We start from the raw sequence: 26,566 nt of genomic DNA, 5'->3' as shown, positions 1-26,566 counted from the left end.
GGGCGTGCGCCGGGCTTCCTGCGGCCGGCCGGGGCGGGAGGTCAGCTGATGTCGGTCGTGAGGCGGATCATGCGGATCGGGCGGCCCATGTCGAGGATGCGCTCGGCCTCGTCGGGGCCCCACCCGGCGGAGGTCAGGAAGCCCACCATCGCCTCGTCGTCGGCGAAGACCCAGGTGACCACGGTGGAGAAGCCGTCGTCGCGGAGGTGGTCGACGGTCGCGTTGAGCAGGCGGCTGCCGTGGCCCCGGCGGACGTGCTCGGGGTCGACGAGCATCGTGAGCAGCTCGGCCGTGGTGGAGGGGTCGAGGTCGGGGTCCTCGGCGGGGGCGTGCGAGGCCATCCCGACCACCCGCTGGCCGCCCGGCTCGCCGTGCCCGCTCGCCAGGGAGCTCAGGGCGTCCTCGGTCTCGACGGCGACCAGGAGGCGGTGGCGCGGCGTCGGCGGGGTCGTGACGGCCTCCTCCCACTGGCGCTTCCACAGCTCCTCGGCCGACGGGCCGGTCATCTGCTCCAGAGGCCCCTCGGGCAGGAGATGGCGGTATCCGCTCTTCCAGGCCCGGATCTGGGTGGCCGTCACCGCTGGGACGTCCTCGCGTCGCGCGGCGCGTACCCCCACGTCTGCCATGTCGGCCGGCCCCCTTTCGTCTGCCCACACCGTATCGGGGTTCGCCCGCCCCGAGGACACGGAGCCCCTGCGGCGCCGAGCTGGAACTCCATGCGGTCGTCCCTCAGGAGGTGTGAGGCTCGTCCTGCTGGCGTCTGGCCCGGTAGGCGCGGGTCTTGGTGCGATTGCCGCAGATACGCATCGAACACCACGAACGCGAACGATTCTTGGACGAGTCGATGAACGCCCACCGGCAGCCGCCTTCCGCGCAGACCTTGAGGCGGGGCCAGTCGCCCCGGGCGTGCGCGTCGAGGACGGCCGCCGCCAGGAGCCCGAGGCCCCTCGTGGCGCCGGTGCTCAGGGGCTCGCACGCGGGCGCGCCGCCCGCGAGCGTGACCCGCATCGGCAGCGCCGCCAGCGCCGCGTCCAGGCCGCTCGTCCTGGCTCCCGGGCCCTGGTCGTGGTGCAGCGCCGAACGGAGCCCCTCGCGCAGGCCGATGGCGAGCGCCCAGTCGTCGTCCACGGCCCGGTCGGTCTCGGAGATCAGCCCGCGTTCCCGCAGCCAGACGGCGAGCTCGGCGGGGGAGGCCAGATCGTCGGTGTCGCCTTCGACGTCGTAGGTGTTCACGAAGTCGCGGAGCAGCTCCGCCGGCCCGTCCATGTCACCACTGTAAGACAGTTGGGGGTTGTCTCCAGAATCGGCGTCCGGCGAGGTGGGGAGACCACAGGGCTCAGCTCCGGGCGGTGAGCCGCGTGTCCAGGGCCGCGCTGAGGCGGCGCACTCCCTCCGTCAGCTCGGCGACGTGGGCCGCCGCGATGTGCGTCACCCGGATGTGGGGCGAGGGGGGCTCCGCGGAGTGGTAGATCGTGCCGGGGCTCACCAGGACCCCCGCACGCTGGGCGCTCTCGACCAGGGCCGTCTCGTCCACCTCGCGCGGGAGCCGTACCCACAGGTGCATGCCGCCCTCGGGGACGAGCCGGACCTGCGCGGACGGAAGGTGGCGGGCGAGGGCGGCGGCCAGCGCCTCGCGCCGCACGATGAGCTCGGCCGTCACCGACGCGCGGTGCCGCCGCCAGGCGGGGGAGCCGAGGAACTCCAGCGCGGTCTCCTGCAGCGGACGGGCGACGAAGAACGACTCGACGACCTGCCCCGCCCGCAGCCGCCGCGCCGCCGGTCCGCGCGCGATCACCGCGGCCACCCGCATGCTCGGTGAGGTGACCTTGCTGAGCGAGTTGACGTGGACGACCGTGCCGTGGGTGTCCAGGGTGATCAGGGACGGCGGCACGGGCCCGGTGGTGAGGTAGCGCGCGTAGTCGTCCTCGATCACGAAGGCGCCCGCCGCGCGGGCGATGGCGAGGACCTGCTCGCGCCGCGCCGCCGAGAGCACGGCCCCGGTGGGGTTGTGCAGGGTCGGCTGGCAGAAGAACACCCGGGCGCCCGTGACGGCGAACGCCTCGGCCAGCAGCTCGGGCCGCACCCCCTCGCGGTCGACCGGCACGGCCACCGTGCGCAGCCCGGCCGCGCGGGCCGAGGAGAGCGCTCCTGGATAGGTCGGGGTCTCGACCAGCATCGGCTCGCCTGGGGCCGCCAGGGCGCGGAAGGCGTGGGTCAGCGCCGACTGGCCGCCGCTGACGATCAGGACGTCCGCCTGGGTGACCCCGCCCCCGACCTCGGTCGCGAACCAGCGCCGCAGCTCGGGCAGGCCGTTCAGCGGCGGGAGCGCCCAGGCGTCCGGACGGCGCACGGCGCGCGTGGCGGCGCTCGACAGGGCCTTGGACGGCCGCAGCCCGGGGTTGAGATAACCCCCGGTGAGCGGGATGACCCCCTCGGGCGGCGGCGTGAGCAGCCCGCTCACGGTCGCGTCGTCGACCCACCGGTCGCCGAGGGACACCGTCTGCCACGACAGGTCGGGGGCGTCGCCGGCGGTGGCGGCGGGCACGGAGGCGACGAAGGCGCCGCTCCCCGGCCGCGTGATCACCCTGCCCTCGGCGGCGAGCGCGGCGATGGCCCGCGACACCGTGACCGGGCTCACCCCGTGGCGCCGCGTCAGCTCGCGGCTGGACGGCAGCCGGTCGCCGGGTCTGAGCCTCGCGGCCTCCTCCCGCAGGAGGGCGGCGACGCGGACGATACTGCTATCGTCATTCATGAGACCAGACAATAGCGCTATCGTCCCCACGGCAGTAGCGGTCACCGCCACGGCCGGCGCGAGGACGGATCCCGGCACCGGGGCTCCAGGCGGCGGGACCGCCGGCACGAGGGCGGGTGCGGGCCCCGGGACCCCGGGCGGTGCGACCGCCGTGCTGAGGGGCGGGGGGCGGGCGGGCACTCCCTGGCGGGGCACGCTGCTGGCGGGGCTCGGGGTCGTGACCTTCTCCGGCACCTTCCCGGCCACCGCCTTCGCGATGCGCGGCTTCGATCCGTACCTGGTCGCGATCGGCAGGGCGGCGGTGGCCGCGCTCGTGGCGGGCGCGTGCCTGGTGACGGCCGGCGCTCCGCTGCTGCCGCCGCGCTCCCAGCTGAAGTCGTACGCGGTCATCGCGGGCACCGTGGTCTTCGGGTTCGCGCTGTTCAGCGGGCTCGCCCTGGACTCGGGGGCCGGCGTGTCGCACGCCGCCGTCGTCGTCGGGCTGCTTCCGGCCGCCACCGCCGTCTGCGCGGTCCTGCGGGCGGGCGAGCGGGCCCGGCCGCTGTTCTGGGTCGCGAGCGCGGGCGGCGCGGTCTCGGTCACGATCTTCACGCTCAGCAGGGGAGGCGGACGCCTCGCCGTGGCCGACCTGCTGATGGCGGCGGCCCTGGTCTGCGCCGCGGTGGGGTACACCGAGGGCGGGCGGCTCGCGCGGCACACGCCGGGGTGGCGGGTCATCTCGTACGCGCTGGTGATCGCCGCGCCCGTCGCCGTGCCGGTCACCGTGGTCCTCGCCATGACGACGCCGCTGCGCCCGACCGGCGAGGCGGTGGCCGGATTCGCCTACGTCGCGCTGGTGTCGGCCTTCCTGGGGTTCATCCCGTGGTACGCGGGCCTGGCCATGGGAGGCATCGCCCGCGCCGGTCAGACGCAACTGCTTCAGCCGCTTCTGACGCTGCTGTGGGCCTGGCTGCTGCTGGCGGAGCGGGTGGAGGTCGCCACGGTGGCCGCGGCGCTCGCGGTGCTGGTGTGCGTGGCCGCCACCCAGCGCGCCCGTACGTGAGGGCCGCGCACGCGGGCGTTGCGGGGGGGTCAGGCGCCGATCGGGACGGAGTAGACGAGGCGGAACCGGTCGCCGGGGACCACGATGTCGCTGGTCTCCACCGGACGGTCGCCCGACCAGTGGGTGCGCTCGACATGGAGGACGTGAACTCCGGTGGGCAGGTCGAGCAGGTCGCTCTCGGCCGGCTGGGGCACCCGGGTGTGCACGCTCTCGCGGATGTCGGTGATCTTGATGCCCACGGCGGACATGCGGGCCACGAGGCTCTTGCGGCCGTTGGTGCCCTCCTCGGGGAAGGACTGCGCCCTGCCGAGGTCGGCCGGCTCGTAGGAGGTGGCGAGCTGCATGGGCTTGCCCTCGGCGCGGAAGACGTAGCGCGTGCGGATGACGGGCTCGCCCTCCTCGACGCGCAGCCGCCGGGCGGTCTCGCGCCCCGCCTTGATCGCCTCGCTGCGCCAGTCCCAGGTGGCGCGGTGGCCGCCCGCCTGCATGTCGGCGGCGAACGGGGCGTCGTGGTCGATGTAGCGGCATCGCTGCAGGGGATAGAGCACGGACTTCTCGCGGACGTAGTGCCCGGAGCCGACCCTGCCGATGATCAGGCCTTCGGCGGCCAGGACGCGCAGCGCGTGCCTGGCGGCGGTCTCGCCGACTCTGAAGCGCTGGGTGAGCTGCGCTCGAGACGGAATGGGCGCGCCCGGCGGCAGGGTGCCGTCGACTATCTGCGCCCGCAACTCTTCGACCACACGGAGGTACACCGGGTCGTTACCAGTCATCCGTCCATCCCTCGGGGCGTTAGAGATCGTTTCCCTATCTTGCCGTAATCAAAGGACAGCGGGGAGTAATGATGGACACTTGGAGTCCCAACTTTACCAAACGCGATTCTGTGACCACATCCTGTGCCGAAGGGGGCGGAAGGGCTCGTGGATCCCGTGGGCCGCGGCCTTTCCACCTGCGGAGAAGCGCCGCCGGCGGCCGGGCGCGCCTCCTGCGGAACCGCCCTGTGGAACCCCGCCGGCGGGGTGCGCTCGAACGATCGGAAAATTCTCCTCAGAAGCGTGTAACGCCCCCGTAAGCGGCTCCGATTGCATGGATAGAGGTCGTCGATGTGTGTACCCCCGAGCACATATCGGCGGCCTCTATCCATATCCGGCTATCATCTGCGCTAGCGGTACATGCCCTAATTACGTCCCATCGGGCGGCGAACCGGGGTGGCGGGGTCCACCGTCTCCTCGGATCCGGGTACCGTTCGGTCTATGGCATCGCCAACAGGAACCTCCGACGCGCCCTTCGGTCGCATGCTGACCGCGATGGTCACGCCGTTCACGGCCGACGGTGCCGTCGATCTCGAAGGTGTCCAGCGCCTGGCCACCTACCTCGTGGACGAGCAACAGAACGACGGGCTCGTCGTGAGCGGCACGACGGGTGAGTCCCCCACCACCACCGACGCCGAGAAGGACATGATCCTCCGGGCCGTGGTGGAGGCCGTCGGCGACAGGGCCACCGTGGTGGCGGGAGCGGGCACCAACGACACCCGCCACTCGGCCGAGCTCGCCAGGGCCGCGGAGAACGCGGGCGCCCACGGGCTGCTGGTGGTGACGCCCTACTACAACAAACCTCCGCAGGAGGGCCTGTACCGCCACTTCACGGCGGTGGCCGACGCGACCGGGCTCCCCGTGATGCTGTACGACATCCCCGCGCGCACCGGCACGGCGATCGAGACCGAGACGCTGCGGCGCCTGGCCGCCCACCCGCGCATCGCGGCGGTGAAGGACGCCAAGGGCGACCTGTTCGCCGGCTCCCAGGTGATGGCCTCCACCGACCTGGCCTTCTACTCCGGGGACGACGCGGTCAACCTGCCCTGGCTCGCGGTCGGCGCGGCCGGGTTCGTGAGCGTGGTGAGCCACGTGGTCGGCGCCGAGCTCGCCACCATGATCCACATGTACACGTCGGGCCATGTCGAGGAGGCGCGCGCGGTCAACCAGCGCCTGCTCCCGGTGGTCACCGGCATCATGACCCGCTCCCAGGGTGCGATCATGGCCAAGGCGGCCCTCGCCCTGCTCGGCAGGTCCGTGGGCCCCGTGCGCCTTCCCCTGCTGGAGGCCACCCGCGAGCAGATCGCGGTCCTGAGAGAGGACCTGGTCGCGGGCGGCGTGAAGTTGTCCGACTGACGTGCCGCGCGCCGTGCGTAAGGCGCGCGAGAATTGTCTGGCTTGCCCGCCGTCCGTGCGACGTGAACGGCGGAGAACGATCCCAATGAGTCGCCGCGCGCGGAGCGTGGCGGGGAGGAACAGAGAGTTTGAGAGAGAGACACAGCGATCTCGGCCCGCGACGCGCCGCACGGTTCGGCGAGGGAGCCGTGTACGAGCGGCGGGCCGGCATACACGGGGGTAACGCATGAGTCATCCGCATCCCGAGCTCGGACCTCCTCCGGTCCTGCCGGAGAACGGCCTGCGCATCGTCGCACTGGGCGGGCTCGGTGAGATCGGTCGCAACATGGCGGTCTTCGAGTTCGACGGCCGCCTGCTGGTCGTCGACTGCGGCGTGCTGTTCCCAGAGCCCGACCAGCCGGGCGTCGACCTGATCCTGCCCGACTTCGACTACATCAGGGACCGGCTCGACGACATCGAGGCGGTCGTGCTGACGCACGCCCACGAGGACCACATCGGCGCCGTGCCGTACCTTCTGCGCGAGCGGGCCGGCATTCCTCTGGTGGGGTCGCGGCTGACGCTGGGGCTGATCGAGAGCAAGCTCACCGAGCACCGCATCCAGCCGGTCAAGGTGGAGGTGGCCGAGGGGCAGCGGCAGCGGTTCGGGCCGTTCGAGTGCGAGTTCTTCGCGGTCAACCACTCCATTCCCGACGCCCTGGCCGTCGCCATCAGGACCGAAGCCGGCATCGTGCTGCACACCGGCGACTTCAAGATGGACCAGCTGCCGCTCGACGGCCGCCTCACCGACCTCGGCGGCTTCGCCAGGCTCGGCTCCGAGGGCGTCGACCTGCTGATGTCCGACTCGACCAACTCCGAGGTGCCCGGCTTCGTCCCGAGCGAGCGCACCATCAGCCCGGTGATCGACGAGGTCTTCCGCAGCGCGACCAAGCGGATCATCGTGGCGTGCTTCGCCTCGCACGTGCACCGCGTGCAGCAGATCTTCGACGCCGCCGAGGAGAACGGCCGCAAGGTCGCGCTCATCGGGCGCTCGATGGTCCGCAACATGGGCGTGGCCAGGGACCTCGGCTACCTCAGGGTGCCGCCGGGGATCCTCGTCGACTCCCGGGAGATCGAGGAGTGGCCGCCGGAGGACGTCGTGCTGATCTGCACGGGGTCGCAGGGCGAGCCCATGGCGGCGCTGTCCCGCATGGCCAACCGCGACCACCCGATCCGCGTCGCCGAGGGGGACACCGTCCTGCTGGCGTCCTCGCTGGTGCCCGGCAACGAGACGGCCGTCAACAAGGTCATCAACGGGCTCACCCGCTGGGGCGCCCGGGTGATCCACAAGGGCAACGCCCTGGTGCACGTCTCCGGTCACGCGGCCGCGGGCGAGCTGCTGTACGTCCTGAACCTCACCAAGCCGTCCAACTTCATGCCGGTGCACGGCGAGTGGCGCCACATGCGTGCCCACGCCAAGCTCGCGGCGATGACCGGCGTGCCTGACGACCACATCGTCATCGCCGAGGACGGCGTGGTGGTCGACCTGGTCGACGGCAGGGCGCGCATCGTGGGCGCGGTGCAGTGCGGCTACGTCTACGTGGACGGCTCCTCGGTGGGCGCGGTCACCGACGTCGCCCTGAAGGACCGGCGCATCCTCGGCGACGAGGGGTTCATCTCGGTCGTCGTCGTGGTCGACTCGACGACGGGCAAGGTGAGCGGCGGCCCGGAGATCTACGCGCGCGGTTCCGGCATCGAGATCGAGGCGTTCGACGCGGTCATCCCGCTGATCGAGAAGGCGCTTCAGGAGGCCGGGGCCGACGGGGTCGCCGACCTCCAGCAGATGCGCCGGCTGACGCGCCGCATCGTCGGGCGCTGGGTCAGTGACACCTACCGTCGCCGTCCCATGATTATTCCGGTGGTAGTGGAGGTCTGAGCGGGCGTAGGTTTCCGTGCGGGAGGACTTCAGCCACGCACGAGGAGCCGCATGCGCGCGAAACGAGCTGATCGCCGGTGAGCGTCCAAGCCCGCGGGGCGGACATCACCGGCACAGCGGTCGACATCGTCTACACAAAGTTCGACGGATCACTGCACTGGCACCACGGGGCACGGCTGCTGGGGGAGGACGAGCACGGCGTCTGGACCGGCTGCCCGGCCGGCACCAGCGGCAGCCGGGGCGGCGAGCCGCCGGTCGTCTGGCCGCAGCCCTTCGTCATGCTGTTCCCACGGGGGCTGTGGTGGACCGCCACCTTCAACGGCGTGCCGAGCAAGGCGTCGATCTACTGCGACATCACGACCGTCCCTGAGTGGCGCGACGGGCAGGTGACGATGGTCGACCTCGACCTCGACGTGATCCGGATGCGCGACGGGCGGGTCCTGCTCGACGACGAGGACGAGTTCGCCGAGCACCAGGTCCGCTACGCGTATACCGGAGAGGTCATCGCCCAGGCGGAGCGTTCGGCCGCGTGGCTGATGACCGCCGTCCACGATCGCCTGCCGCCCTTCTCGGGGGCCCACGAGCGCTGGCTGGCAGAGATCTCCTGACCCCGTGCACGTGGACCGTCACGCCGCCCACCGGCGTGACGGTCCACGGGGCGAAAGGTCAGAGCAGGCGTCCGGCGCCCGCCAGGAGCGGCACCTTGAGGGCCACCACGAGCGCCGGGTCGACCTTGGTGTGCAGGGTCGGGGTCCAGCCGGCGTCGCCGGACAGGTCGGGGTCGTGGGTGGCGTTGTGGGCCGCCAGGATGTCGACCTGGCGCGTCGTGGCGCCGCTGGTCACGAGCGTGCCCGTGGCGTGGATCGCGGTGCCGCCCCAGTTGTAGATGATCTGGTCCGCGCCGACGCCCGAGCCGAGGCGGAAGTAGTTGTTCTCGGCGTAGATCTTCGACTGCACGCCGACGCCGAAGCTGTAGACGTACCCCGCGCCGGCGGGGACGTTGTAGAAGTTGTCGTAGACGTGTACCCGGCCGAACCTCACGCGCGGCGCCCTCTGCAAGATGGTGTCGAACACGTTGTGGTGAACGGTCACGTTGAGCTTGCCTGAGTCGGTGGCCGGGTTGTTGGTGGAGCCGATCAGCATGGTCTTGTCGTGGCCGGCGAACCGGTTCCACGACACCGTGGCGAGGTCCGCCCCGTTGGTGATGTCGAGCTCGCCGTCGTGTACCTGGTAGGGCCGCCCGAAGTACAGCGGCTGCGCGGAGTCGGGGTTTCCGCCGTCGTCGAAGCTGTTGTGGTCGGCCCAGACGTGCGTGGAGCCGGTGACCGAGATGTTGTCGTAGAGGGAGTTCCAGTTGCCCTCGTCGCCGTCGGTCGGGTCCCACTGGGGGAAGCAGTCGTAGGCGTCCTGGAACGTGATGTTCCTGATGATGACGTTGTCGGCCTTGTCGACGTGCAGGTTGAGGCCCTTGATCACGGCATGGCCGACGCCGGCGATGGTGGTGTTGGAGCCCACCTTCGGCTTGACGTGCGCCGTCTGCCTGGCCGCCGAGGCGGCGCGCGCGTCCTCCAGTGGACCGGACGGCTCGGTGTCTCGGCCCCACACCGCCGGGTCGTAGGCCGCGAGGTACGCAGGGAGGGTGTAGCCGCCCACCGCGTAGTCGTCGCAGCCGAGCTTGGCGCCGGAGTCGTCGGTGTTCCCGTCGATGACGCCCTTCACATAGATGATCTTCGGTGTCCTGTCGCCTCCGGCCAGGGCCGCGACCAGCTCCTTGCGGTTTCGGACGGTGTAGACGTGGGCGTCGTCGGCCGCCGAGCCGCCGGTCGTGCCGGTGGTCGCGGCGGCCCATCCGTCATTGGCGGGCAGCGTGCGCCGCCCCAGCGGCGTCTCGGTGGAAGCCGAGGCCGGCACGGGCGCGGTCGCGAGCGCCACCGCGCACAGGCCGGACGCGAGCACGGCCGTCGTTCTCCAAGGTGTTCTCAAGGGATCGGTACCTCCTGGGTCAGGGAGGCCCGCCTCTGGCCGAGGGAGCCTCCAGGGGGTCGGGGCCCGTGCGGGCGCGCCGCGGCGGGGTCCCCGGTGGGGGCCTCCCCGAGACGCGGCGCCCAGGCGCGGGGGTCAGCGACCCTCGATCACCTCAAGGGCGCGCTCGACCAGCTCCGCGAGTCGCTTGACGTGTTCGGGGGCGGGCTCGGCGAGCGGGACGCGCGGGGGGCCCACGTCGAGCCCTCGCAACCGCACGCCGGCCTTGACGAGCGACACGGCGTACCCGGAGCCCTGGCGGCGCAGCTCGACCAGCGGCCGGTAGAACTCGTCGATCAGCAGGTCGACCGTGGCGTCGTCGCCGCCGACCAGCGCCCGGTGAAAGGCCAGCGCGACGGTCGGCACGAAGCAGAAGACGGCCGAGGAGTATCGGGTGATGCCGAGCCCCCGGTAGGCGAGCGCCGACATCTCGGCCGTGGGCAGGCCGTTGAAGTAGAGCAGCTCGCCCGAGGCCGAGCGGACCGCGCTGATGGTGCGCTGGAGCAGGTCGAGGTCGCCGTATCCGTCCTTGAAGCCCACGATGCGGGGATGGCGGGCCAGGGCGACGACGGTGTCCGGCTCGAAGATGGCGTTGTCCCGCTGGTAGAGGATGACGGGCAGCCCGGAGGCGTCGGCCAGGGCCTCGTAGTGGCGGCGCAGCCCCTCCTGGTCGGCCTGGATCAAGTAGGGCGGCAGGGCGAGCAGGCCGTCGGCCCCCGCCGCCTCCGCCGCCGCGGAGAACCGCGACGCCAGCGCCGTCCCGTACCCCGTGCCCGCCACGACGGGCACGCGCCCGGCGCTCTCCTCGACGGCGGCGGCGACGCAGGCCGCGTAGTCGTCCAGGCTCAGCGAGGGGAACTCGCCCGTGCCGCAGCAGGCGAACACCGCGCCGCAACCCGCCGCCACGCCTTCGCGCACGTGCAGGCGGAAGGCATCGAGGTTCAGCCGCTCCCGGTCGTCGCACGGTGTGACGGGGAAGAACAGCAGCCCGTCGAGCCGATCCACCAGCGCAGTCATGCGGTCCTCTCTCGCGTACACATTCAAGAACTGTATTCACGTATATGAACACATGGAACGTATGGCCGACACCCCCCGCCAGTCAAGGGAGCGGCGCGAACGCGGCTGCCACGCGTTCGAAATGCTTTGGTTACCTGGCGAAGGGTTGACAGTTCGCGTGTCGCGTTCCTACGTTGACGGCGCGTACACAAGTGTGAACGTCATTCAAGAATGTGTCACGTTGCCCGACGGAACGGAGTGCGAGGTGGCTTTGGCCAGCACACCCCAGGCGAGGGGACGCCCGCGGGCCCTGCGCTGGGCCCCGTACCTGCTGATCTCACCGACGGTGCTGCTGATCGCGGTGTTCCTCGTCTACCCCATCGGCAGCGTCCTGTACTACAGCTTGCGGCACTACAACCTGACCAAGCCATGGGCCAACGGGTTCGCCGGCCTGGACAACTTCAGGGAGATGCTGTTCCACGACCCGCTGTTCTGGTCCAGCCTGGGCTTCACCGCCAAGTGGGTGGTCGTCGAGATCGTTCTGCAGCTCCTGCTCGGACTCGCCCTGGCGCTCATGGTGAATGAAAGTTTCATCGGCCGGGGGCTCGCCCGCTCGATGGTGTTCTCGCCGTGGGCGGTCTCCGGGGTGCTCACCACGGGCATCTGGATCCTGCTCTACAACCCCACCACCGGCATCGTGCGCTACCTCGGCGCCCCCGAGGCCGCCGTGCTCGGCAACCCGGACACCGTCTTCGGCGCGGTGGTCATCACCGAGCTGTGGCGCGGCGTGCCGTTCTTCGCGATCCTGCTGCTCGCCGGGCTGCAGGGCATCCCAGGAGAGCTGTACGAGGCGGCGGCGGTCGACGGGGCCGGCCGTACGCGGCGCTTCTTCCACGTCACGCTCCCGCACCTGCGGGACGCCATCGTGCTGGCCACGCTGCTGCGCTCGGTCTGGGAGTTCAACAACGTCGACCTGATCTACACGCTGACCGGGGGCGGGCCGGCGCAGGTCACCACCACGCTCCCGCTGTACGTGGCCCAGCGCGCGATCGACTCCAAGGACTTCGGGTACGGCTCCGCGCTCACGACGGCCGGGTTCGTGATCCTGCTGTTCTGCTCGCTCCTCTACCTCCGGCTGAGCCGGTTCGGCGCGGACCACAAGGGATGAGGGACGGTTCCATGGCAACCGAGGTGATCGCGCGACGCCCCGCCCACGCGCGGACGGGCGCGGCCCCCGGCTCGCGCCGGAGGGACCCCGGCAGGGTGCTCCGCCTGTACGTCCCGCTGGTGCTCTACCTGGTCTTCACGCTGGTCCCGTTCTACTGGATGATCGTCTTCGCGCTGCGGCCCACGGGCTCGACCGCGCCGGTGCCGTGGCCGGTCACCTTCGAGCACTTCGACACCGTGTGGAATGACATCGGCTACGCCGTCTTCTTCAAGAACAGCGTGATCGTCGGCGTGCTGTCGCTGTTCTTCACCACGGTGGTCGCCCTGATGGGCGGCTACGCGCTGGCGCGGTTCCGCTTCCGCGGCCGTACGTTCTTCATGATCGCGCTGTTGTGTACGCAGTTCATCCCCGGCGCCATGATGCTGATCCCCCTGTTCACAATCTTCAGGGGGCTTGGGCTCATCAACTCCCTGTGGAGCCTGGTGGTCGCCGACACGGTGTTCAACCTGCCGCTGTCGATCATCTTGATGAGCGGGTTCGTCACCGCGGTCCCCTTCCAGGTGGAGGAGGCGGCGCTGGTCGACGGCTGCACGCGGATGCGGGCGTTCTTCGCGGTCGTGCTGCCGCAGCTCCGGCCGGGGCTCATCGCCGTGGGCTCGTTCGCCTTCATCCACACCTGGAACAACTTCCTGTTCGCGCTGATGTTCATCAGCAGGCAGGACAACTTCACGATCCCCGTCGGCCTCAGCTACACCATCGGCGAGTACAGCGCCGACTTCGGAGCCCTGGCGGCGGGTGGCGTGGTAGCGGCCGTACCGGTCGTCTGCGTGTTCGCAGTGATTCAGCGCTATCTCGTGTCCGGCATCAGCGCCGGTGCCGTCAAGGGATAGCACCCCCCGCCTGGAGGACACCACCCATGAGAACCATCACGAAGGTCCGCGCGGCCGCCGTCGCCGTCCTCGCCCTGTCCGTGACCGCGACGGCCTGCGGTTCGGACTCCGCCGGAGGCGGGGCACCGGACAAGACGACGATCACCTTCTGGGACAACAACGGAGGGGTGCGCACGCCCATCTACCAGGAGCTGATCAAGCGGTTCGAGAAGGCTAACCCCACGATCCACGTCGAGTACGTCGGCATCCCCATCGCCTCCGTCCAGCAGAAGTACGACACCGCGGTCGCGGGCGGCGAGACGCCCGACGTCGGCGGCGTCACCACCAGCTACCTCGCCAACCTGACGGGCCAGCAGGCGCTCGAACCGGCCGACGACTGGCTGGCCAAGAGCCCCGCGAACGGCAAGCTGCTCGGCAGCATGCTCACCTCGATCAAGCAGACCACCCCGGACGGCAAGCTCTACCTGGTGCCGGCCACCTCCAACCTCGACGTCGTCTGGTACCAGAAGGAGAAGCTGGCCGCGGCGGGGGTCGAGGCGCCGAAGACCTGGGACGCGTTCTTCACCGCCGTGGACAAGCTGACCAAGGCCCCCGACCAGTACGGATGGACCATCCGCGGCGGCGCGGGCTCGATCTTCCAGCTTCTGGCCGAGGCCTACGCGTACTCGGGCGTCACCGAGTTCTTCGACGCCTCCGGCAAGAGCACCGTGAACGACCCGAAGAACGTCGAACTGGTCGCCAAGATCGCCGCGCTGTACAAGAAGGACACCCCGGAGGCCGACGTCACCAACGACTTCCCGAAGATGGTGGCCCAGTTCACCAGCGGCAAGGTCGCGATGATGCACCACAACCTCGGGTCGTACAACGACCACGTGAAGGCGTTCGGCGCGGACAAGATCGACGCCTTCCCGATGCCCGTGGGGGTGTCGGGCAAGCGCACCATCGTGGCCAACCCCGTCGACGGGTTCGCGGTGTTCAAGAACAGCGAGCACAAGGAGGCGGCCTGGAAGTTCGTGGACTTCCTGGTCTCCAAGGAGAGCAACAGCTACTGGAACCAGCAGACCGGACAGATCCCGGCGAACACCGACGCCCAGGGCGACTCCTGGCTGAACGAGCGGCCGTACCTCAGGAACGCGGTCGAGGTGCTCGGCGACCCGGGCACGGTGGTCGTCTCGCCGCCCTACTACCTGCCGCAGTTCTCCTCGATCACCAAGGCCGACACCGAGCCGCTGTTCCAGAAGGTGCTCCTCGGCCAGATGAAGCCGCAGGAGTTTCTGGACACGATGGCCCAGAAGCTCACCGAGGCGCAGGCGGAGTGGAAGCAGTCGCACTCCTAGCCGGTCACGGGCCGGGGCGGGCGCGCGCCACCTGACCGCGGGCGCCAGCCCCCGCCCCCTGGCGACGTACGGAAAGGCAGCACCGGCAGCACTGAGGAGAGGAACGTCATGGCCGTCATCGAGCGGGTCACCGTCACGGTGTTCACCACCGTCGCCAAGTCGGTGGTGGACGGGCACGGGCACCGGCATCCAGGCCCGCCACGGGAGGTCAGCGAGGCCCTGCTGGAGATCACCGACAGCGACGGTGCCAAGGGGTACTGCCTGGGCCAGGCCGAAACGCTCAGGGACAGCATGATCCGGGCCCACGTGCGCCCGGTGCTGGCCGGCCAGGACAGCCTGGACCGCGAGCGCCTGTGGCACGCGGTCGCGCGGCGGCAGCGAGGGGCGCACGGCAACCTCACCGACCGCCTGCTCAGCACCGTGGACCAGGCGCTGTGGGACCTGGCGGGCCGCAAACTGGGCCTTCCCGTCTGGAAGCTGCTCGGCGGCGCGCGGTCCACGATCCCCGCCTACGCCAGCACCATGTGCGGCGACGACATCCCGGGCGGCCTCGCGTCGTTCTCCGACTACGCGGACTTCGCCAAGGACCTGGTCGCGCGGGGCTACCGGGGCATCAAGCTCCACACCTGGATGCCCCCGATGCGGCACGGCGTCGACCTGGACATCAAGGCCTGCGCGGTCGTGCGCGAGGCGGTCGGCCCCGACGTCGCGCTGATGCTCGACAGCAACCACTGGTACAGCCGTACGGAGGCGCTCAGGCTCGGCCGTGCCCTCGACGAGCTGGACTTCGCGTGGTACGAGGAGCCGATGGAGGAGGCGTCGGTGCAGTCGTACAGATGGCTCGCGGACCAGCTCGCGACCCCGATCCTGGGCCCGGAGACCTCCTGGGGCAAGCACATGGCGCGGGGCGAGTGGGTGGCGGCGGGCGCGTGCGACATCCTGCGCGTCGGCGTGGTCGGCTCGGGCGGGATCATCCCGGCGCTGAAGGCCGTGCACACGGCCGAGTCGTTCGGCATGGGCTGCGAGATCCACGGCAACGGCTCGGGGGCGCTGGCCGTCATCGGGGCCTCCCTGTGCGGGCAGTGGTACGAGCGCGGCCTGCTCCACCCGCATTCGGACTACGACGACCCCCCGCCGCACCTTCGCTCGATCGTCGACCCGCTGGACGAATCCGGGAACGTCTCGCTGCCCGTACGGCCGGGCTTGGGCGACGATCTTGACCTGGACCACATCGCCGCCCATACGGTGGCGACATGGTGAAAAACGTTCTCTTGACCGGTGCCGCGGGCCGCATCGGCGCGTGCCTGACCGGCGGACTTCCCGAGCACGGCCACACGCTGAGGCTCCTGGACAGAATTCCCATCAATAATCCCCAGCATGAAGTGATTTGTGGGGATATATCGGACTCGGCGGTGCTGGAGGAGGCCATGAAGGGGATCACGGCCGTCGTCCACCTGGCCGGCATCCCCTCGACCTCCGCGACCTTCGAGGAACTGCTCACGGCCAACATCGAGGGCACCTACCGCGTCTTCGAGGCCGCCCGGCGGGCCGGGGTCGAGCGCGTCGTGTACGCCAGCAGCAACCACTCCGTGGGCTTCACGCCGCGCCAGGAGCTCGCACCGGCCGACACCCCCGTGGCCCCGGACTCGCACTACGGCGTCTCCAAGGCCTACGGGGAGGCGCTCGGCCGCTACTACTCCGACAGATACGGCATGCGGGTGGCGTCCCTGCGCATCGGCACGTTCGACCGGCGCCCGCCCAACGCCCGCGCGCTGTCCACCTGGATCAGCCCGGGTGACATGGTGCGGCTGGTCCACGCGTGCCTGACGGCGCCGGACCTGACGTACGCCGAGGTCTGGGGCGTCTCGGCCAACACGCGCGCCTGGTGGGACCCCGCCCCGGGGGCCGCGCTCGGCTACGAGCCGAGGGACGACGCCGAGGCGTTCGCGGCGGAGTTCCCCGAGCTCGACCATGCCGATCCGGAGTACGCCTGGGTTGGCGGTCGCGTCATTGAGTCATGACCGGCGACAATAGAGGTACCGTGCCGCAGGGAGGACGTACATGACGGAGCAGGGAACCGCGGTGCCGCACGTCAAGTCGGCCGTGCGGACCGTGGAGCTGCTCGACTTCTTCGCCCAGTGCCCCGGCCTGCACAGCCTGTCTGACCTGCAGGGCAAGCTCGGCTACCCCAAGAGCAGCCTCCACGCGCTGCTCCGCACGCTGGTGGGCCTCGGGTGGATCGAGACCGACGTCACCGGCACGCTCTACCGCATCGGCATGCGCGCCCTGCTGGTCGGCGCGACCTACATCGACGGTGACCCGGTGGTCCAGATCGCGCGCGACGCGCTCGACTGGCTCGCCGAGGTCACCGGCGAGACCGTCCACCTCGCCCGGCTCGACCACTTCGACGTCGTCTACCTCGCCACCCGGGCCTCCCGCCACTATCTGCGGCCCTTCACCAGGGTCGGCCGCCGCCTCCCGGCCAGCACCACCTCGCTCGGCAAGGCGATACTCGCCACGCGCGACGACGTCGCGGTGTCGCGCCTGCTCCCCGCCGAGCTGCCGCGGCTCACCAAGAACACCATCGTCGACCAGGGCCAGCTCATCGCCGACCTGCGCCGCATCCGCAAGCGAGGTTACTCCATCGACCGCGAGGAGAACACCGAGGGCCTGCGCTGTTTCGGCGTCGCGCTCGACATCGCCTACCCGCCCCGCGACGCGGTCAGCGTCTCGGTGCCCGTCCCCCGGCTGACGGCCGGCCGCGACAAGGAGATCGCGGCCTGCCTGCTGGAGGCGCGCGACCGCATCGAGGTCGCGGCCCGCGGCGTCCGCCGCACGTACTGAAGACCCGTCACGCCGCGGCTTGACCTCTCCGTGCCCCAAGTTGTTCTATATAGCAATACTGCATTCTATGTAACGGAATAGGAGGCGCGGTGGAGGTACGGCACGCGACCGCACCGGACCAGTTGCCGGGCATGACGACCGAGCGGCTCAGGAGCCGCTTCCTCGCGGAGGACCTCTTCGTGCCCGGCGAGGTGCGCCTGGTGTACTCCCACGAGGACCGCATCGTGATCGGCGGCGCGGTCGCCGGGGACACGCCGCTGGAGCTTCCGTGCCCGGACCCGCTGCGGGCCGAGTACTTCCTCGAACGCCGCGAGCTCGGCGTGGTCAACGTGGGCGGACCCGGCCCCCGCCCCGGCACCGTCACCGTCGACGGCGCGGCCTACGAGCTGGGCCCCAAGGAGTGCCTGTACGTCGGCAGGGGCGCGCGTGCGGTGGCGTTCACCGGCGGCGCGTTCTACCTGGTGTCCACTCCCGCGCACACCGCCCATCCGACGGTCAAGGCGGGCCTCGAAGACGCGGAGCCCGTGCGGCTCGGCTCGCAGGAGGGGTCGAACGACCGCACGATCAACAAGTACATCCACGCCAAGGGCATCCAGAGCTGCCAGCTCGTGCTCGGCGTCACCGTGCTGGAGCCGGGCAGCATGTGGAACACCATGCCGTGCCACACCCACGAGCGGCGCACCGAGATCTACCTCTACTTCGACCTCCCCGACGACCAGCGGGTGGTCCACCTCATGGGCGAGCCGGACGAGACCCGCAACCTGATCGTGGCGAACCGCCAGGCCGTGATCTCGCCCTCCTGGTCGGTGCACTGCGGCTTCGGCACCCGCAACTACGCCTTCGTCTGGGCGATGGGCGGCGAGAACCAGGCCTACGACGACGTGGAGCAGGTCGCGATCGGCGCGATGCGGTGATGTTCTCGCTCGAAGGCAGGACGGCGCTGGTCACCGGCACCCGCACCGGCATCGGCCGCGCGATCGCGGCGGGACTCGCCAGGGCGGGGGCCGACGTCGTCCTGCACGGCCACCGCGACGACCTCGACGAGGTGGAGGCCGAGGTCCGCAAGACGGGCCGTGAGGCATGGCGATGGATCCTCGACCTGTCGGACCTCGCCGGGCTGCCCCGGGCGGCCGAGGAGCTCCTCGCGCGGCACCGCGTGGACATCCTGGTCAACAACGCCGGCATCATCCGCAGGGCCCCCGCGGCCGAGCACGCCTACACCGACTGGCGGGCCGTGCTCGACGTCGACCTCGACGCGGCCTTCCTGCTCACCCAGGCCTTCGGCCGCCCCATGCTGGGCCGGGGCTCCGGCAAGATCATCATGATCGCGTCGATGCTGTCGTTCCAGGGCGGGATCAACGTGCCCGGGTACACCGCGGCCAAGCACGCCGTCGCGGGCCTGACCCGGGCGCTGGCCTGCGAGTGGGCCGCGGGCGGCGTGCAGGTCAACGCGATCGCCCCGGGGTACGTCGCCACCGGCAACACCGGCGCGCTGCGCGAGGACCCGAGCCGCGAGCCCGCGATCAGGGCCAGGATCCCGGCGGGGCGCTGGGGCACGCCCGAGGACCTCGTGGGAGCCTCGGTCTTCCTGGCCTCGCGCGCCTCCGACTACGTCAACGGCCACGTGCTGGCCGTCGACGGCGGCTGGCTCGCCCGGTGAGGAGGCCGGCGTGGACCGTACTACGGGATGCCTGTTAGTAGGCTCGGGGCGTGGTCAGGGAAGGCAGCTCCATCGACAAGGCGCTGGCGGTGTTCGAGGCGATCGCCGAGCACCACCGCGTGACCGACATCGCCGCGGCGACCGGCGTCTCCAAGTCGACCGTCCACCGCATCCTGCAGTCGCTCGTCGAGTGGGGGTTCGCCCGTCCCGACGGCGCCGGGGGGTACGAGCCCGGGCCGCGCATCCTCACCCTGGCGGGCAAGGTCATGAGCCGCTTCGATCCCTCGCGGCAGGCGTCCGCCGCCCTGCGCGCCCTGCACGAGCGCACCGGCTACACCACCCACTTCGGCATCCGCAGCGGTGACGAGGCGGTCTACGTCGACAAGCTGGAGGGCCGCAGGCCCTACCAGATGCCCTCCCGCGTGGGCATGAGCCTGCGCCTGCACAGCACCGCCATCGGCAAGGCGATCCTCGCCGAGCTGACCGACGACGAGGTCCGCGCCGTCGCCGGGCGCGCCGGCCTGCCCCGGCTGACGCCCGCGACCCTGACGGGCGTCGATGACCTGCTGGCCCACCTCGGCAAGGTGCGGGCACGCGGCTACGCCATGGACGACGAGGAGAACGAGCCCGGCATCCGCTGCGTCGGCGCGGCCGTCTTCGACCACACGGGCCGGGTGCTCGGCGGCATCTCGATCTCCTCGCTCGCCATGGACATGGAGCGCGAGGTGCTGGAGGATCTCGCGCCCGTGGTCACCGCCGCCGCCCGCGAGGTCTCTCTCGCCCTCGGCGCTCCCGCCGCGGCCGTCACCCGCTGACCCGCGACCCGCGGCGGCTCACGCCGAGGGCGCGTCCGAGGTTCCCGAAAGCTCTCCGAGCAGCCGCCGGATGTCCTCGGGCGTGGCGACCCGGCCCGTGCCTCCCTGTCCCTCCAGGCTGACGGCAGCGGCGGCCGTGCCCGCCCGTACGGCCTCGCGCAGGGGGGCTCCGGCCGAGAGCCTGGCCGCGACCGTCCCGGCGAAGGCGTCGCCCGCCCCGGTCTGGTCCACGATCACCCCCGCAGGGACGGCGGGGATCTCCACGGGCGGCCCCGCGTTCCGCTCGCCGAGCAGGACCCCGTCGGCTCCCCGGGTGACGGCCACGGCCCGCGCGCCGAGCCCCAGGCACGCCCGTACGGCCTCGGCGGGGTCCCCGGTACCGAGCAGAGGCAGGCTGTCGCCGGGGCACGAGGGGGTCACCAGGGCGGCGTACGGGGCGATCGCCGCGAGCGCGCCGGCCGCCGCCTCGGCGCTGGTGAGCCGGGAGCGGTAGTTCGGGTCGTAGACGACCTTGCCCCCCGCCTCGTGCACGATCTCGGCGGCGTGGAGCACCGCGTGGGCGCAGGAGGCCGACAGGGCGGCGGTGACACCGCTGACGAGCAGGACGGAGGTCTGCGCCAGCGGCGTCGCCGAGACGTCCGAGGGGCCCATCCTCGTGGCAGCGCTGCACGCCCGCATGTAGCCGAAGGCGCGCTCCCCGCTCGGGTCGGCGCCCACGGCGTAGGCGCCGGTGGAGCCGGGGCCGCGGCGCATCCAGCGGGTGTCGACGCCGTGGGCGGCGGCGAACCGGATCAGCCGCTCGCCGAACTCGTCCTCGCCCACCAGCGTCACCAGGGCGACGTGCGCGCCGGTCGCCGCCGCCGCGACGGCGGCGTTCAGCGCGTCACCGGAGAAGGAGAGGTGAAAGGTGTCCGCCTCGGTCAGGGGAGCGGACGCCGAGAACTCGACCAGCGGCTCACCGATCACCATCACGTCCACGACGAACTCCTTCTTGGTTCATGTAGCGGAATTTGATTTCATGTGATGCAACAGACGTCGAATCGGAGGACATCATGCCGAACATCACCGTGGAAATGCTGTCGGGGCGGACCATGGACCAGCGCCGCGACTTCGTGGCCGCCGTGACGGAAGCCGCCGTCGACATTCTCAAGGCGCGCAGGGAGTCCGTCCGCATCGTCTTCTGGGAGATCGAGAAGTCCGACGTGGCCAACGGCGGCACCATGGAGTCCGATAAGTAACTATAAAAGCTGATAAATGGCCTGGGAGGGGCGGTCATCTCTCCCAGGCCACCTGTGCGAGCCGTGCGGGCGCCCAACTACGCGGTCACCCTGGCGCGGTCCGTCGCCGGGTCGGTGCCGAGCGAGTCCACCAGCTCGTCGCGGTCGGGGCGGTTCTCCGGCCTCAGCAAGCCGATGAGGACGTACAGCACCAGGGACGTCACCAGCGGCGCCGCGACCACCAGGGTCTGGTTCCCCGAGGCGATCACCCATTTGATCACGGCCCAGACGCCGAGGCCGGCCGCCCAGGAGACGATGGCCGCCGTCGGGCCGCTGCGCTTGAACCACGGGAGCAGGCCGAGCATCAGCGGGATCGAGATCGGCCCCATGGTGGCGGCCACGACGTCCACGACGATCTTCAGCACCACCCCCTGGCCCTGGGTGGCGATCGCGATCGTCATGCTGACCGCCACGAACAGGAACGTCGTGACCCGGGCCAGCCTGAGCGCGCCCTCGGCGGTCAGCGTCCTGACCCGCCGCACGAAGACGGGCAGGATGTCACGGGTGATCACCGCGAGCCGGTTCCACCGGGCGGCGAACAGGAAGGCCCCGATGCCGACGCCGATGCCGATCGTCATCGCCCACCAGACGTAGACGGTCAGCCCGTAGTCGTAGGCGACGGCCGCGAACGCCACGAACATGACCGCGCTGTAGCCCGACATGTGGTGCGAGATCCCCGAGAGCCACCAGGGGATCCTGCCCCCGGCCGTGAAGTAGTCGATGACGGTCCTGATGCGGTTCTTCGACCACACCCCGATGACGACCATGACCACGAAGTAGGCGCCCAGCACGGTCCAGTCGAGTGCGGACATCGCTCCTCCTTCCAACGTCCCGTTGGATGGAGATTCCATTACATGAAACGCGATGTCAATACATAGAACACAATCCCGTGAAGTCCCGGCGCGCCCCCGAGCGTCAAGCCCGCCTCATGCGTACCCTCGGTACCATGGCCACCCGTACGTCGAAAAGCACCCCAAAGGGGTCGGCGAAGCGGTCCACGTCGTCGCGTACGTCCCCCGCCAAGCGGCCGACCGGCACGCGGGCCGCAGGCGCACGGGCAGGCGGCCGACCGCCCGCCCGCCGTCCGGCATCCGCGCCCCCCGACCCGATCAGCTGGGTCTTCCTGGTGATCGGCAGGTTGTTCATCGGCGTGTGGCTGCTCTTCGCGAACGGCATCGGCACCGCCGCGCGCGCCTTCGGGCAGCAGGCGCGCGAACTCGACCCGGCCCACCGCCGCGACGGTCTCGGCCTGGCGGTGCTGGGCGGGGCGATCGTCCTCGCCGCGATGACCTGGCGCACCACCCACGGGACGGTCGCGACGGTGGTCGACGCCGTCATGCGCGGCGCCCTCGGGTCCCTGGCCTGGTCCGTGCCCATCCTGCTCGCGCTGGTCGCGTGGCGCCTGCTGAGGCATCCCGACCAGAACGCCGACACCGGCCGCATGATGATCGGCTGGACCGCGCTGCTGGCCGGCCTGCTCGGCATCATCCACGTCGCGCACGCCACGCCGTACCCCTCGGGCCCGGCCAAGACCGACGGCATGGACAAGGTGTCCGCGGCCGGGGGCATGATCGGGTTCATCGTCTCGGCGCCGCCGGCCAGCATCCTCCCGGCGTTCATCACGATCCCGTTGCTCCTGCTGCTCTCGGGGTTCGGGATTCTGGTGATCACCGCGACCCCCGTCCACCGGGTGCCCGAGCGCCTGGCGGAGATCCAGCACATGCTCTTCCAGAAGAGCGGGGGAGATGCTCCGGCCAAGACCGGCGAGCGCGTCAGGCGCCCCCGCAAGCCCCGAGGCCCGTCCTCCGGCGGGGGCAAGGGCGGCGAGCCCGAGCTCGGCGAGCACATCAAGCCCTACGACACCCCGCTCATCGCGGACTCCGACGGCAAGGTCTCCGACCACTCCCCGGAGATCGTGCCGGGCCTGGTGGACGAGGACGAGCCGCCGGAGCCGCCGCGCGTCCCCGAGCCCCCCCACCCCTCGCCGGCGCCGCGCAAGGTCGAGCAGCTCGTGCTCTCGCCGCAGGCCGGCCCGTACGCCCTGCCCGACCTGCAGGCGCTGCGCCCGGGCAGCGCGCCGAAGCCGCAGACCAAGGCGAACACCATCGTGGTCAACGCGCTCACCAGCGTCCTGGAGCAGTTCGCCATCGACGCCCAGGTGATCGGGTTCACCCGGGGCCCGACGGTCACGCGCTACGAGATCGAGCTGGGGCCCGCGGTCAAGGTCGAGAAGGTCACCGCCCTCACCAAGAACATCGCCTATGCCGTTAAATCGGCTGATGTCCGGATCTTGTCCCCGATCCCCGGCAAGTCGGCGATCGGGGTCGAGATCCCCAACACCGACAAGGACCTGGTCAGCCTGGGCGACGTGCTCCGCTCCCAGGTGGCCCAGGCCGACCACCACCCGATGATCGTGGGGCTCGGCAAGGACGTGGAGGGCCGCACCATAGTGGCCAACCTGGCCAAGATGCCCCATCTGCTCATCGCGGGCGCCACCGGCGCGGGCAAGTCGGTGTGCGTCAACGGGCTCATCACCTCGATCCTCATGCGGGCCACGCCGGACGAGGTGCGCATGGTCCTGGTCGACCCCAAGCGGGTGGAGCTGAACACCTACGAGGGCATCCCCCACCTGATCACGCCCATCATCACCAACCCGAAGAAGGCCGCCGAGGCCCTCGAATGGGTCGTCGGCGAGATGGACCGCCGCTACGACGACCTGGCCGCCAGCGGCTTCCGGCACGTGGACGAGTTCAACAAGGCGGTGCGGGCGGGCAAGCTCGTGCCCCCTCCCGGGAGCGAGCGGGTCTACCAGCCGTACCCCTACCTGCTCGTCATCATCGACGAGCTGGCCGACCTCATGATGGTCGCCCCCCGCGACGTCGAGGACTCCATCGTCCGCATCACCCAGCTCGCGCGCGCCGCGGGCATCCACCTGGTCATCGCCACCCAGCGTCCGTCGGTCGACGTCGTGACCGGCCTGATCAAGGCGAACGTGCCGTCGCGGCTGGCGTTCGCGACCTCCTCGCTCGCCGACTCCCGGGTCATCCTCGACCAGCCGGGCGCCGAGAAGCTCGTCGGGCAGGGCGACGCGCTCTTCCTGCCGATGGGCGCCAGCAAGCCCATGCGGCTGCAGAACGCCTTCCTGTCGGAGAAGGAGATCAACGACGTCGTCGGCCACTGCAAGGCGCAGATGCAGGTGGAGTACCGCGACGACGTCGCCGCCGCGGCGACCGCCAAGCGCGAGATCGACGAGGACATCGGCGACGACCTCGACCTGCTCGTCCAGGCCGCCGAGCTGATCGTCTCCACGCAGTTCGGCTCCACGTCGATGCTCCAGCGCAAGCTGCGCGTGGGATTCGCCAAGGCCGGTCGCCTGATGGACCTGCTGGAGAGCAGGAACGTCGTCGGCCCGAGCGAAGGCTCCAAGGCCCGCGAGGTCATGGTGAAACCCGATGAACTGCCCGGCCTGCTCGCCGACTTGCGGGGAGAGTGACCCCTCCGCGACCGTCCCCCTCGGTAACTGGTTGAATGTGAATGACTACGCATCGTCGGAATACGGGCGCAGCGCAGGTGCACGGCGAGGGGGACGTATGAGCATTGGAGTGACGCTGGCCGCGGCACGCAACGCGGCAGGCATGACGGTCGCTCAGCTGAGCGGCCGCACGCGGATCAGGGAAACGGTCATCTACGCCATGGAGCGGGACGATTTCTCGCTCTGCGGGGGCGACTTCTACGCGAGAGGTCACGTCCGCAACATCGCCAAGACGCTCGGGCTCGATCCCGACGCCATCGTGCACCAGTTCGACGAGGAACACGGTGGTGTGCCTCGGCCCGTGCGCGCGGCGGCGGTCTTCCAGGCCGAGAGCACGATCAAGCTTCGCGACCGCCGCAGCCCCAACTGGTCCACCGCGATGGCGATAGCCCTGGCCATCGTCGCGGTCTTCGGGGTGACCCGGGTGATGAGCGGCTCCGGCGAGACCCTCGCCACGGGCGCCGATCTCAAGCCGACGCCCACCCCGAAGGGGTCGGGCGCGACCAGGCAGCCCGTCAACCCCAAGGCGGCCAAACCGGTGAGCGACCTGGTGACGCTCCAGGTCAAGGCCAACAAACCCTCGTGGGTCGAGGTCAGCGACGGCAAGGGCAAGCAGATGTTCCGCGGCACGATGCCCGCGGGGCAGACGTCGATCTGGAAGACGCACAAGCAGATGCGCGTCACCATCGGCAACGCCGGAGGAGTCGATCTTGAGGTGAACGGCAAGCACGTCGGCGTGCCCGGCAAGGTCGGGCAGCTCGTCCGAAGGTCCTTCGGCCCCGAGGAGCCCGGCTCCCGATGATGCCCGGTCGCGACCGGTCCTGACCCCCGGTCGTTCCCCCCGGCGGCGCCGCTCGACATGATCCATCGGCGCCGCTCACGGCTGCCGGCGGCGGAAGAACGGGGGGAGTGCGTCAGGCGGTGGCCAACTCCCGATACCGTAGAGCCATCATGTCTTCTCGCCGAACCGCATCGCTGATCACATTGGGCTGCGCGCGCAACGAAGTCGACTCTGAGGAGCTCGCCGCGCGCATGGAAGCCGCCGGGTGGCAGCTCGACGACGACAACCCCGACGTCGTCGTCGTCAACACCTGTGGCTTCATCGACTCGGCGAAGAAGGACTCCATCGACACGCTGCTCGCCGCGTCGGACTCCGGCGCCAAGGTGGTCGCCGCAGGCTGCATGGCCGAGCGCTACGGCAAGGAGCTGGCGGAGGCGCTTCCCGAGGCCTCCGCCGTCATCTCCTTCGACGACTACACCGACATCGGCGCGCGTCTCGACGACGTCCTCGACGGCCGGCCGCTCAGGCCTCACAGCCCCCGCGACCGCCGCACGCTGCTGCCCATCAGTCCCGTCGAGCGCTCCGCCGGCCACGCCCACGTCCCGGGCCACGGCGAGCTGCCCGAGGGAGTCGCGCCCGCCAGCGGCCCGCGCACCCTGCGCAAGCGGCTGTCCGGCGGGCCCGTCGCCTCGCTCAAGCTCGCCTCCGGTTGCGACCGTCGCTGCACCTTCTGCGCCATCCCCGCGTTCCGCGGCGCCTACGTCTCACGCCGTCCCGACGAGTTGCTGTCCGAGGCCGCCTGGCTCGCCGGGCAGGGGGTCAAGGAGCTCGTGCTCGTCAGCGAGAACTCCACCTCCTACGGCAAGGACCTCGGCGACCTGCGCGCCCTGGAGAAGCTGCTGCCCGAGCTCGCCGCCACCGACGGCATCGAGCGCGTCCGCGTCAGCTACCTCCAGCCGGCCGAGCTGCGCCCCGGCCTCATCGACGTGATCGCGGGCACCGAGGGCGTCGCGCCCTACTTCGACCTGTCATTCCAGCACGCGAGCGGGCCGGTGCTGCGCCGGATGCGCCGCTTCGGCGACCCGCGCCGCTTCCTCGACCTGCTGGAGACGGTCCGCGACCGCGCCCCCGAGGCCGGCGTGCGCTCCAACTTCATCGTCGGTTTCCCGGGGGAGACCGAGGCCGAGTTCGCCGAGCTGGTCGGGTTCCTCGAAGAGGCCCGCCTCGACGTCATCGGCGTCTTCGGCTACTCCGACGAGGACGGCACCGAGGCGGCGCCGGTGTTCTTCAACCAGGCCTCCTCGGACACCAACCCGGCCGTCCAGGCGATCCAGAAGGACGTCACCCCAAAGCTCGCCCAGCACAGTGACGCG

Annotated in this window: 25 protein-coding genes; 17 read left to right on the top strand and 8 right to left on the bottom strand. The window is 70.8% G+C overall.

Going from position 1 to position 26,566, the window contains the following annotated elements; all coding sequences use genetic code 11:
- Positions 1 to 41 precede the first annotated feature (41 nt).
- The 3 genes from AB0B89_RS08100 to AB0B89_RS08090 all read right to left on the bottom strand — a co-directional run bounded on the left by AB0B89_RS08100 (position 42) and on the right by AB0B89_RS08090 (position 2,752).
- Positions 42 to 626, bottom strand: a complete 585-nt coding sequence (locus AB0B89_RS08100; protein WP_358549848.1) for a GNAT family N-acetyltransferase — start codon at positions 624 to 626, stop codon at positions 42 to 44.
- Positions 627 to 729: 103 nt separating this feature from the next.
- Complete coding sequence (locus tag AB0B89_RS08095; protein ID WP_358549846.1) at positions 730 to 1,266, bottom strand: CGNR zinc finger domain-containing protein; 537 nt, start codon at positions 1,264 to 1,266, stop codon at positions 730 to 732.
- Between the two features lie 70 nt (positions 1,267 to 1,336).
- On the bottom strand, positions 1,337 to 2,752 hold the full coding sequence (locus AB0B89_RS08090) for a PLP-dependent aminotransferase family protein (RefSeq protein ID WP_358549844.1): 1,416 nt from the start codon (positions 2,750 to 2,752) through the stop codon (positions 1,337 to 1,339).
- Here AB0B89_RS08090 and AB0B89_RS08085 point away from each other — a divergent pair.
- Positions 2,751 to 3,794: a DMT family transporter gene (locus AB0B89_RS08085; RefSeq protein WP_358549842.1), complete on the top strand. Its 1,044-nt coding sequence runs from the start codon at positions 2,751 to 2,753 to the stop codon at positions 3,792 to 3,794. The genes AB0B89_RS08090 and AB0B89_RS08085 overlap by 2 nt on opposite strands.
- A 29-nt stretch (positions 3,795 to 3,823) precedes the next feature.
- Here AB0B89_RS08085 and AB0B89_RS08080 read toward each other — a convergent pair whose 3' ends face one another.
- Positions 3,824 to 4,564 carry a GntR family transcriptional regulator gene (locus AB0B89_RS08080; protein WP_358549840.1) on the bottom strand — a complete coding sequence of 247 codons (741 nt, stop codon included), beginning with the start codon at positions 4,562 to 4,564 and terminating at the stop codon, positions 3,824 to 3,826.
- 480 nt (positions 4,565 to 5,044) lie between these two features.
- Here AB0B89_RS08080 and dapA point away from each other — a divergent pair, with 480 nt between their 5' ends.
- From dapA to AB0B89_RS08065, 3 genes are all read left to right on the top strand, one after another.
- Positions 5,045 to 5,959 (top strand): 4-hydroxy-tetrahydrodipicolinate synthase, encoded by a 915-nt coding sequence (gene dapA, locus AB0B89_RS08075; protein ID WP_358549838.1) that lies wholly within the window; start codon positions 5,045 to 5,047, stop codon positions 5,957 to 5,959.
- 226 nt (positions 5,960 to 6,185) lie between these two features.
- Positions 6,186 to 7,871, top strand: coding sequence for a ribonuclease J (locus tag AB0B89_RS08070; protein WP_358549836.1), 1,686 nt, complete (start codon positions 6,186 to 6,188; stop codon positions 7,869 to 7,871).
- A gap of 77 nt (positions 7,872 to 7,948) precedes the next feature.
- Positions 7,949 to 8,479, top strand: a complete 531-nt coding sequence (locus AB0B89_RS08065) for a DUF402 domain-containing protein (RefSeq protein WP_358549834.1) — start codon at positions 7,949 to 7,951, stop codon at positions 8,477 to 8,479.
- A 58-nt stretch (positions 8,480 to 8,537) separates the two neighbouring features.
- Here the strand turns inward: AB0B89_RS08065 and AB0B89_RS08060 are convergent, their stop codons facing one another.
- Positions 8,538 to 9,854: a pectate lyase gene (locus AB0B89_RS08060; RefSeq protein ID WP_358549832.1), complete on the bottom strand. Its 1,317-nt coding sequence runs from the start codon at positions 9,852 to 9,854 to the stop codon at positions 8,538 to 8,540.
- Positions 9,855 to 9,989: 135 nt separating this feature from the next.
- Positions 9,990 to 10,910: a 5-dehydro-4-deoxyglucarate dehydratase gene (locus AB0B89_RS08055; RefSeq protein ID WP_358549830.1), complete on the bottom strand. Its 921-nt coding sequence runs from the start codon at positions 10,908 to 10,910 to the stop codon at positions 9,990 to 9,992.
- Positions 10,911 to 11,154: 244 nt separating this feature from the next.
- Between AB0B89_RS08055 and AB0B89_RS08050 the strand changes: the two genes are divergently transcribed.
- The 9 genes from AB0B89_RS08050 (at position 11,155) to AB0B89_RS08010 (ending at position 19,603) form a co-directional block, all read left to right on the top strand.
- Positions 11,155 to 12,057, top strand: a complete 903-nt coding sequence (locus tag AB0B89_RS08050; protein ID WP_358549828.1) for a sugar ABC transporter permease — start codon at positions 11,155 to 11,157, stop codon at positions 12,055 to 12,057.
- A gap of 11 nt (positions 12,058 to 12,068) precedes the next feature.
- Positions 12,069 to 12,947 (top strand): carbohydrate ABC transporter permease, encoded by an 879-nt coding sequence (locus AB0B89_RS08045; RefSeq protein WP_358549826.1) that lies wholly within the window; start codon positions 12,069 to 12,071, stop codon positions 12,945 to 12,947.
- A 26-nt stretch (positions 12,948 to 12,973) separates the two neighbouring features.
- Positions 12,974 to 14,284, top strand: a complete 1,311-nt coding sequence (locus AB0B89_RS08040; protein ID WP_358549824.1) for a sugar ABC transporter substrate-binding protein — start codon at positions 12,974 to 12,976, stop codon at positions 14,282 to 14,284.
- A gap of 108 nt (positions 14,285 to 14,392) precedes the next feature.
- The gene (locus tag AB0B89_RS08035) at positions 14,393 to 15,544 is read left to right on the top strand and encodes an enolase C-terminal domain-like protein (protein WP_358549822.1); all 1,152 of its coding nucleotides are present in this window, start codon (positions 14,393 to 14,395) and stop codon (positions 15,542 to 15,544) included.
- Positions 15,538 to 16,305, top strand: a complete 768-nt coding sequence (locus AB0B89_RS08030; RefSeq protein ID WP_358549820.1) for an NAD(P)-dependent oxidoreductase — start codon at positions 15,538 to 15,540, stop codon at positions 16,303 to 16,305. The genes AB0B89_RS08035 and AB0B89_RS08030 overlap by 7 nt, the downstream gene beginning before the upstream one ends.
- A gap of 40 nt (positions 16,306 to 16,345) precedes the next feature.
- Positions 16,346 to 17,128, top strand: a complete 783-nt coding sequence (locus AB0B89_RS08025; protein ID WP_358549818.1) for an IclR family transcriptional regulator — start codon at positions 16,346 to 16,348, stop codon at positions 17,126 to 17,128.
- 89 nt (positions 17,129 to 17,217) lie between these two features.
- Positions 17,218 to 18,042, top strand: a complete 825-nt coding sequence (kduI, locus tag AB0B89_RS08020; RefSeq protein WP_358549816.1) for a 5-dehydro-4-deoxy-D-glucuronate isomerase — start codon at positions 17,218 to 17,220, stop codon at positions 18,040 to 18,042.
- Positions 18,042 to 18,788 (top strand): SDR family oxidoreductase, encoded by a 747-nt coding sequence (locus tag AB0B89_RS08015; protein WP_358549814.1) that lies wholly within the window; start codon positions 18,042 to 18,044, stop codon positions 18,786 to 18,788. The genes kduI and AB0B89_RS08015 overlap by 1 nt, the downstream gene beginning before the upstream one ends.
- Before the next feature lie 50 nt (positions 18,789 to 18,838).
- A complete protein-coding gene (locus AB0B89_RS08010; RefSeq protein ID WP_358549812.1) occupies positions 18,839 to 19,603 on the top strand; it encodes an IclR family transcriptional regulator in 765 nt (254 codons plus the stop codon).
- Between the two features lie 18 nt (positions 19,604 to 19,621).
- On the opposite strand, the gene AB0B89_RS08005 is transcribed toward AB0B89_RS08010, so the two are convergent.
- Complete coding sequence (locus AB0B89_RS08005; protein WP_358549888.1) at positions 19,622 to 20,572, bottom strand: sugar kinase; 951 nt, start codon at positions 20,570 to 20,572, stop codon at positions 19,622 to 19,624.
- Between the two features lie 83 nt (positions 20,573 to 20,655).
- Between AB0B89_RS08005 and AB0B89_RS08000 the strand changes: the two genes are divergently transcribed.
- Positions 20,656 to 20,841 carry a tautomerase family protein gene (locus AB0B89_RS08000; protein WP_358549810.1) on the top strand — a complete coding sequence of 62 codons (186 nt, stop codon included), beginning with the start codon at positions 20,656 to 20,658 and terminating at the stop codon, positions 20,839 to 20,841.
- Between the two features lie 77 nt (positions 20,842 to 20,918).
- Here the strand turns inward: AB0B89_RS08000 and AB0B89_RS07995 are convergent, their stop codons facing one another.
- On the bottom strand, positions 20,919 to 21,692 hold the full coding sequence (locus AB0B89_RS07995) for a hypothetical protein (RefSeq protein WP_358549808.1): 774 nt from the start codon (positions 21,690 to 21,692) through the stop codon (positions 20,919 to 20,921).
- A gap of 134 nt (positions 21,693 to 21,826) precedes the next feature.
- On the opposite strand from AB0B89_RS07995, the gene AB0B89_RS07990 reads away from it, so the two are divergent.
- The 3 genes from AB0B89_RS07990 to AB0B89_RS07980 all read left to right on the top strand — a co-directional run.
- Positions 21,827 to 24,373 carry a DNA translocase FtsK 4TM domain-containing protein gene (locus tag AB0B89_RS07990; RefSeq protein ID WP_358549806.1) on the top strand — a complete coding sequence of 849 codons (2,547 nt, stop codon included), beginning with the start codon at positions 21,827 to 21,829 and terminating at the stop codon, positions 24,371 to 24,373.
- Positions 24,374 to 24,470: 97 nt separating this feature from the next.
- The gene (locus AB0B89_RS07985) at positions 24,471 to 25,214 is read left to right on the top strand and encodes a helix-turn-helix domain-containing protein (protein ID WP_358549804.1); all 744 of its coding nucleotides are present in this window, start codon (positions 24,471 to 24,473) and stop codon (positions 25,212 to 25,214) included.
- 149 nt (positions 25,215 to 25,363) lie between these two features.
- Positions 25,364 to 26,566: radical SAM protein (locus AB0B89_RS07980; RefSeq protein ID WP_358549802.1), on the top strand; the 1,203-nt coding region annotated here is incomplete at its 3' end.

The sequence above is a fragment of the Sphaerisporangium sp. NPDC049002 genome (assembly GCF_040649355.1).
GTDB lineage: Bacteria > Actinomycetota > Actinomycetes > Streptosporangiales > Streptosporangiaceae > Sphaerisporangium.
The sequence above is the reverse complement of the archived record's forward strand: the minus strand, read 5'-3'. Positions and strand labels throughout refer to the sequence as shown.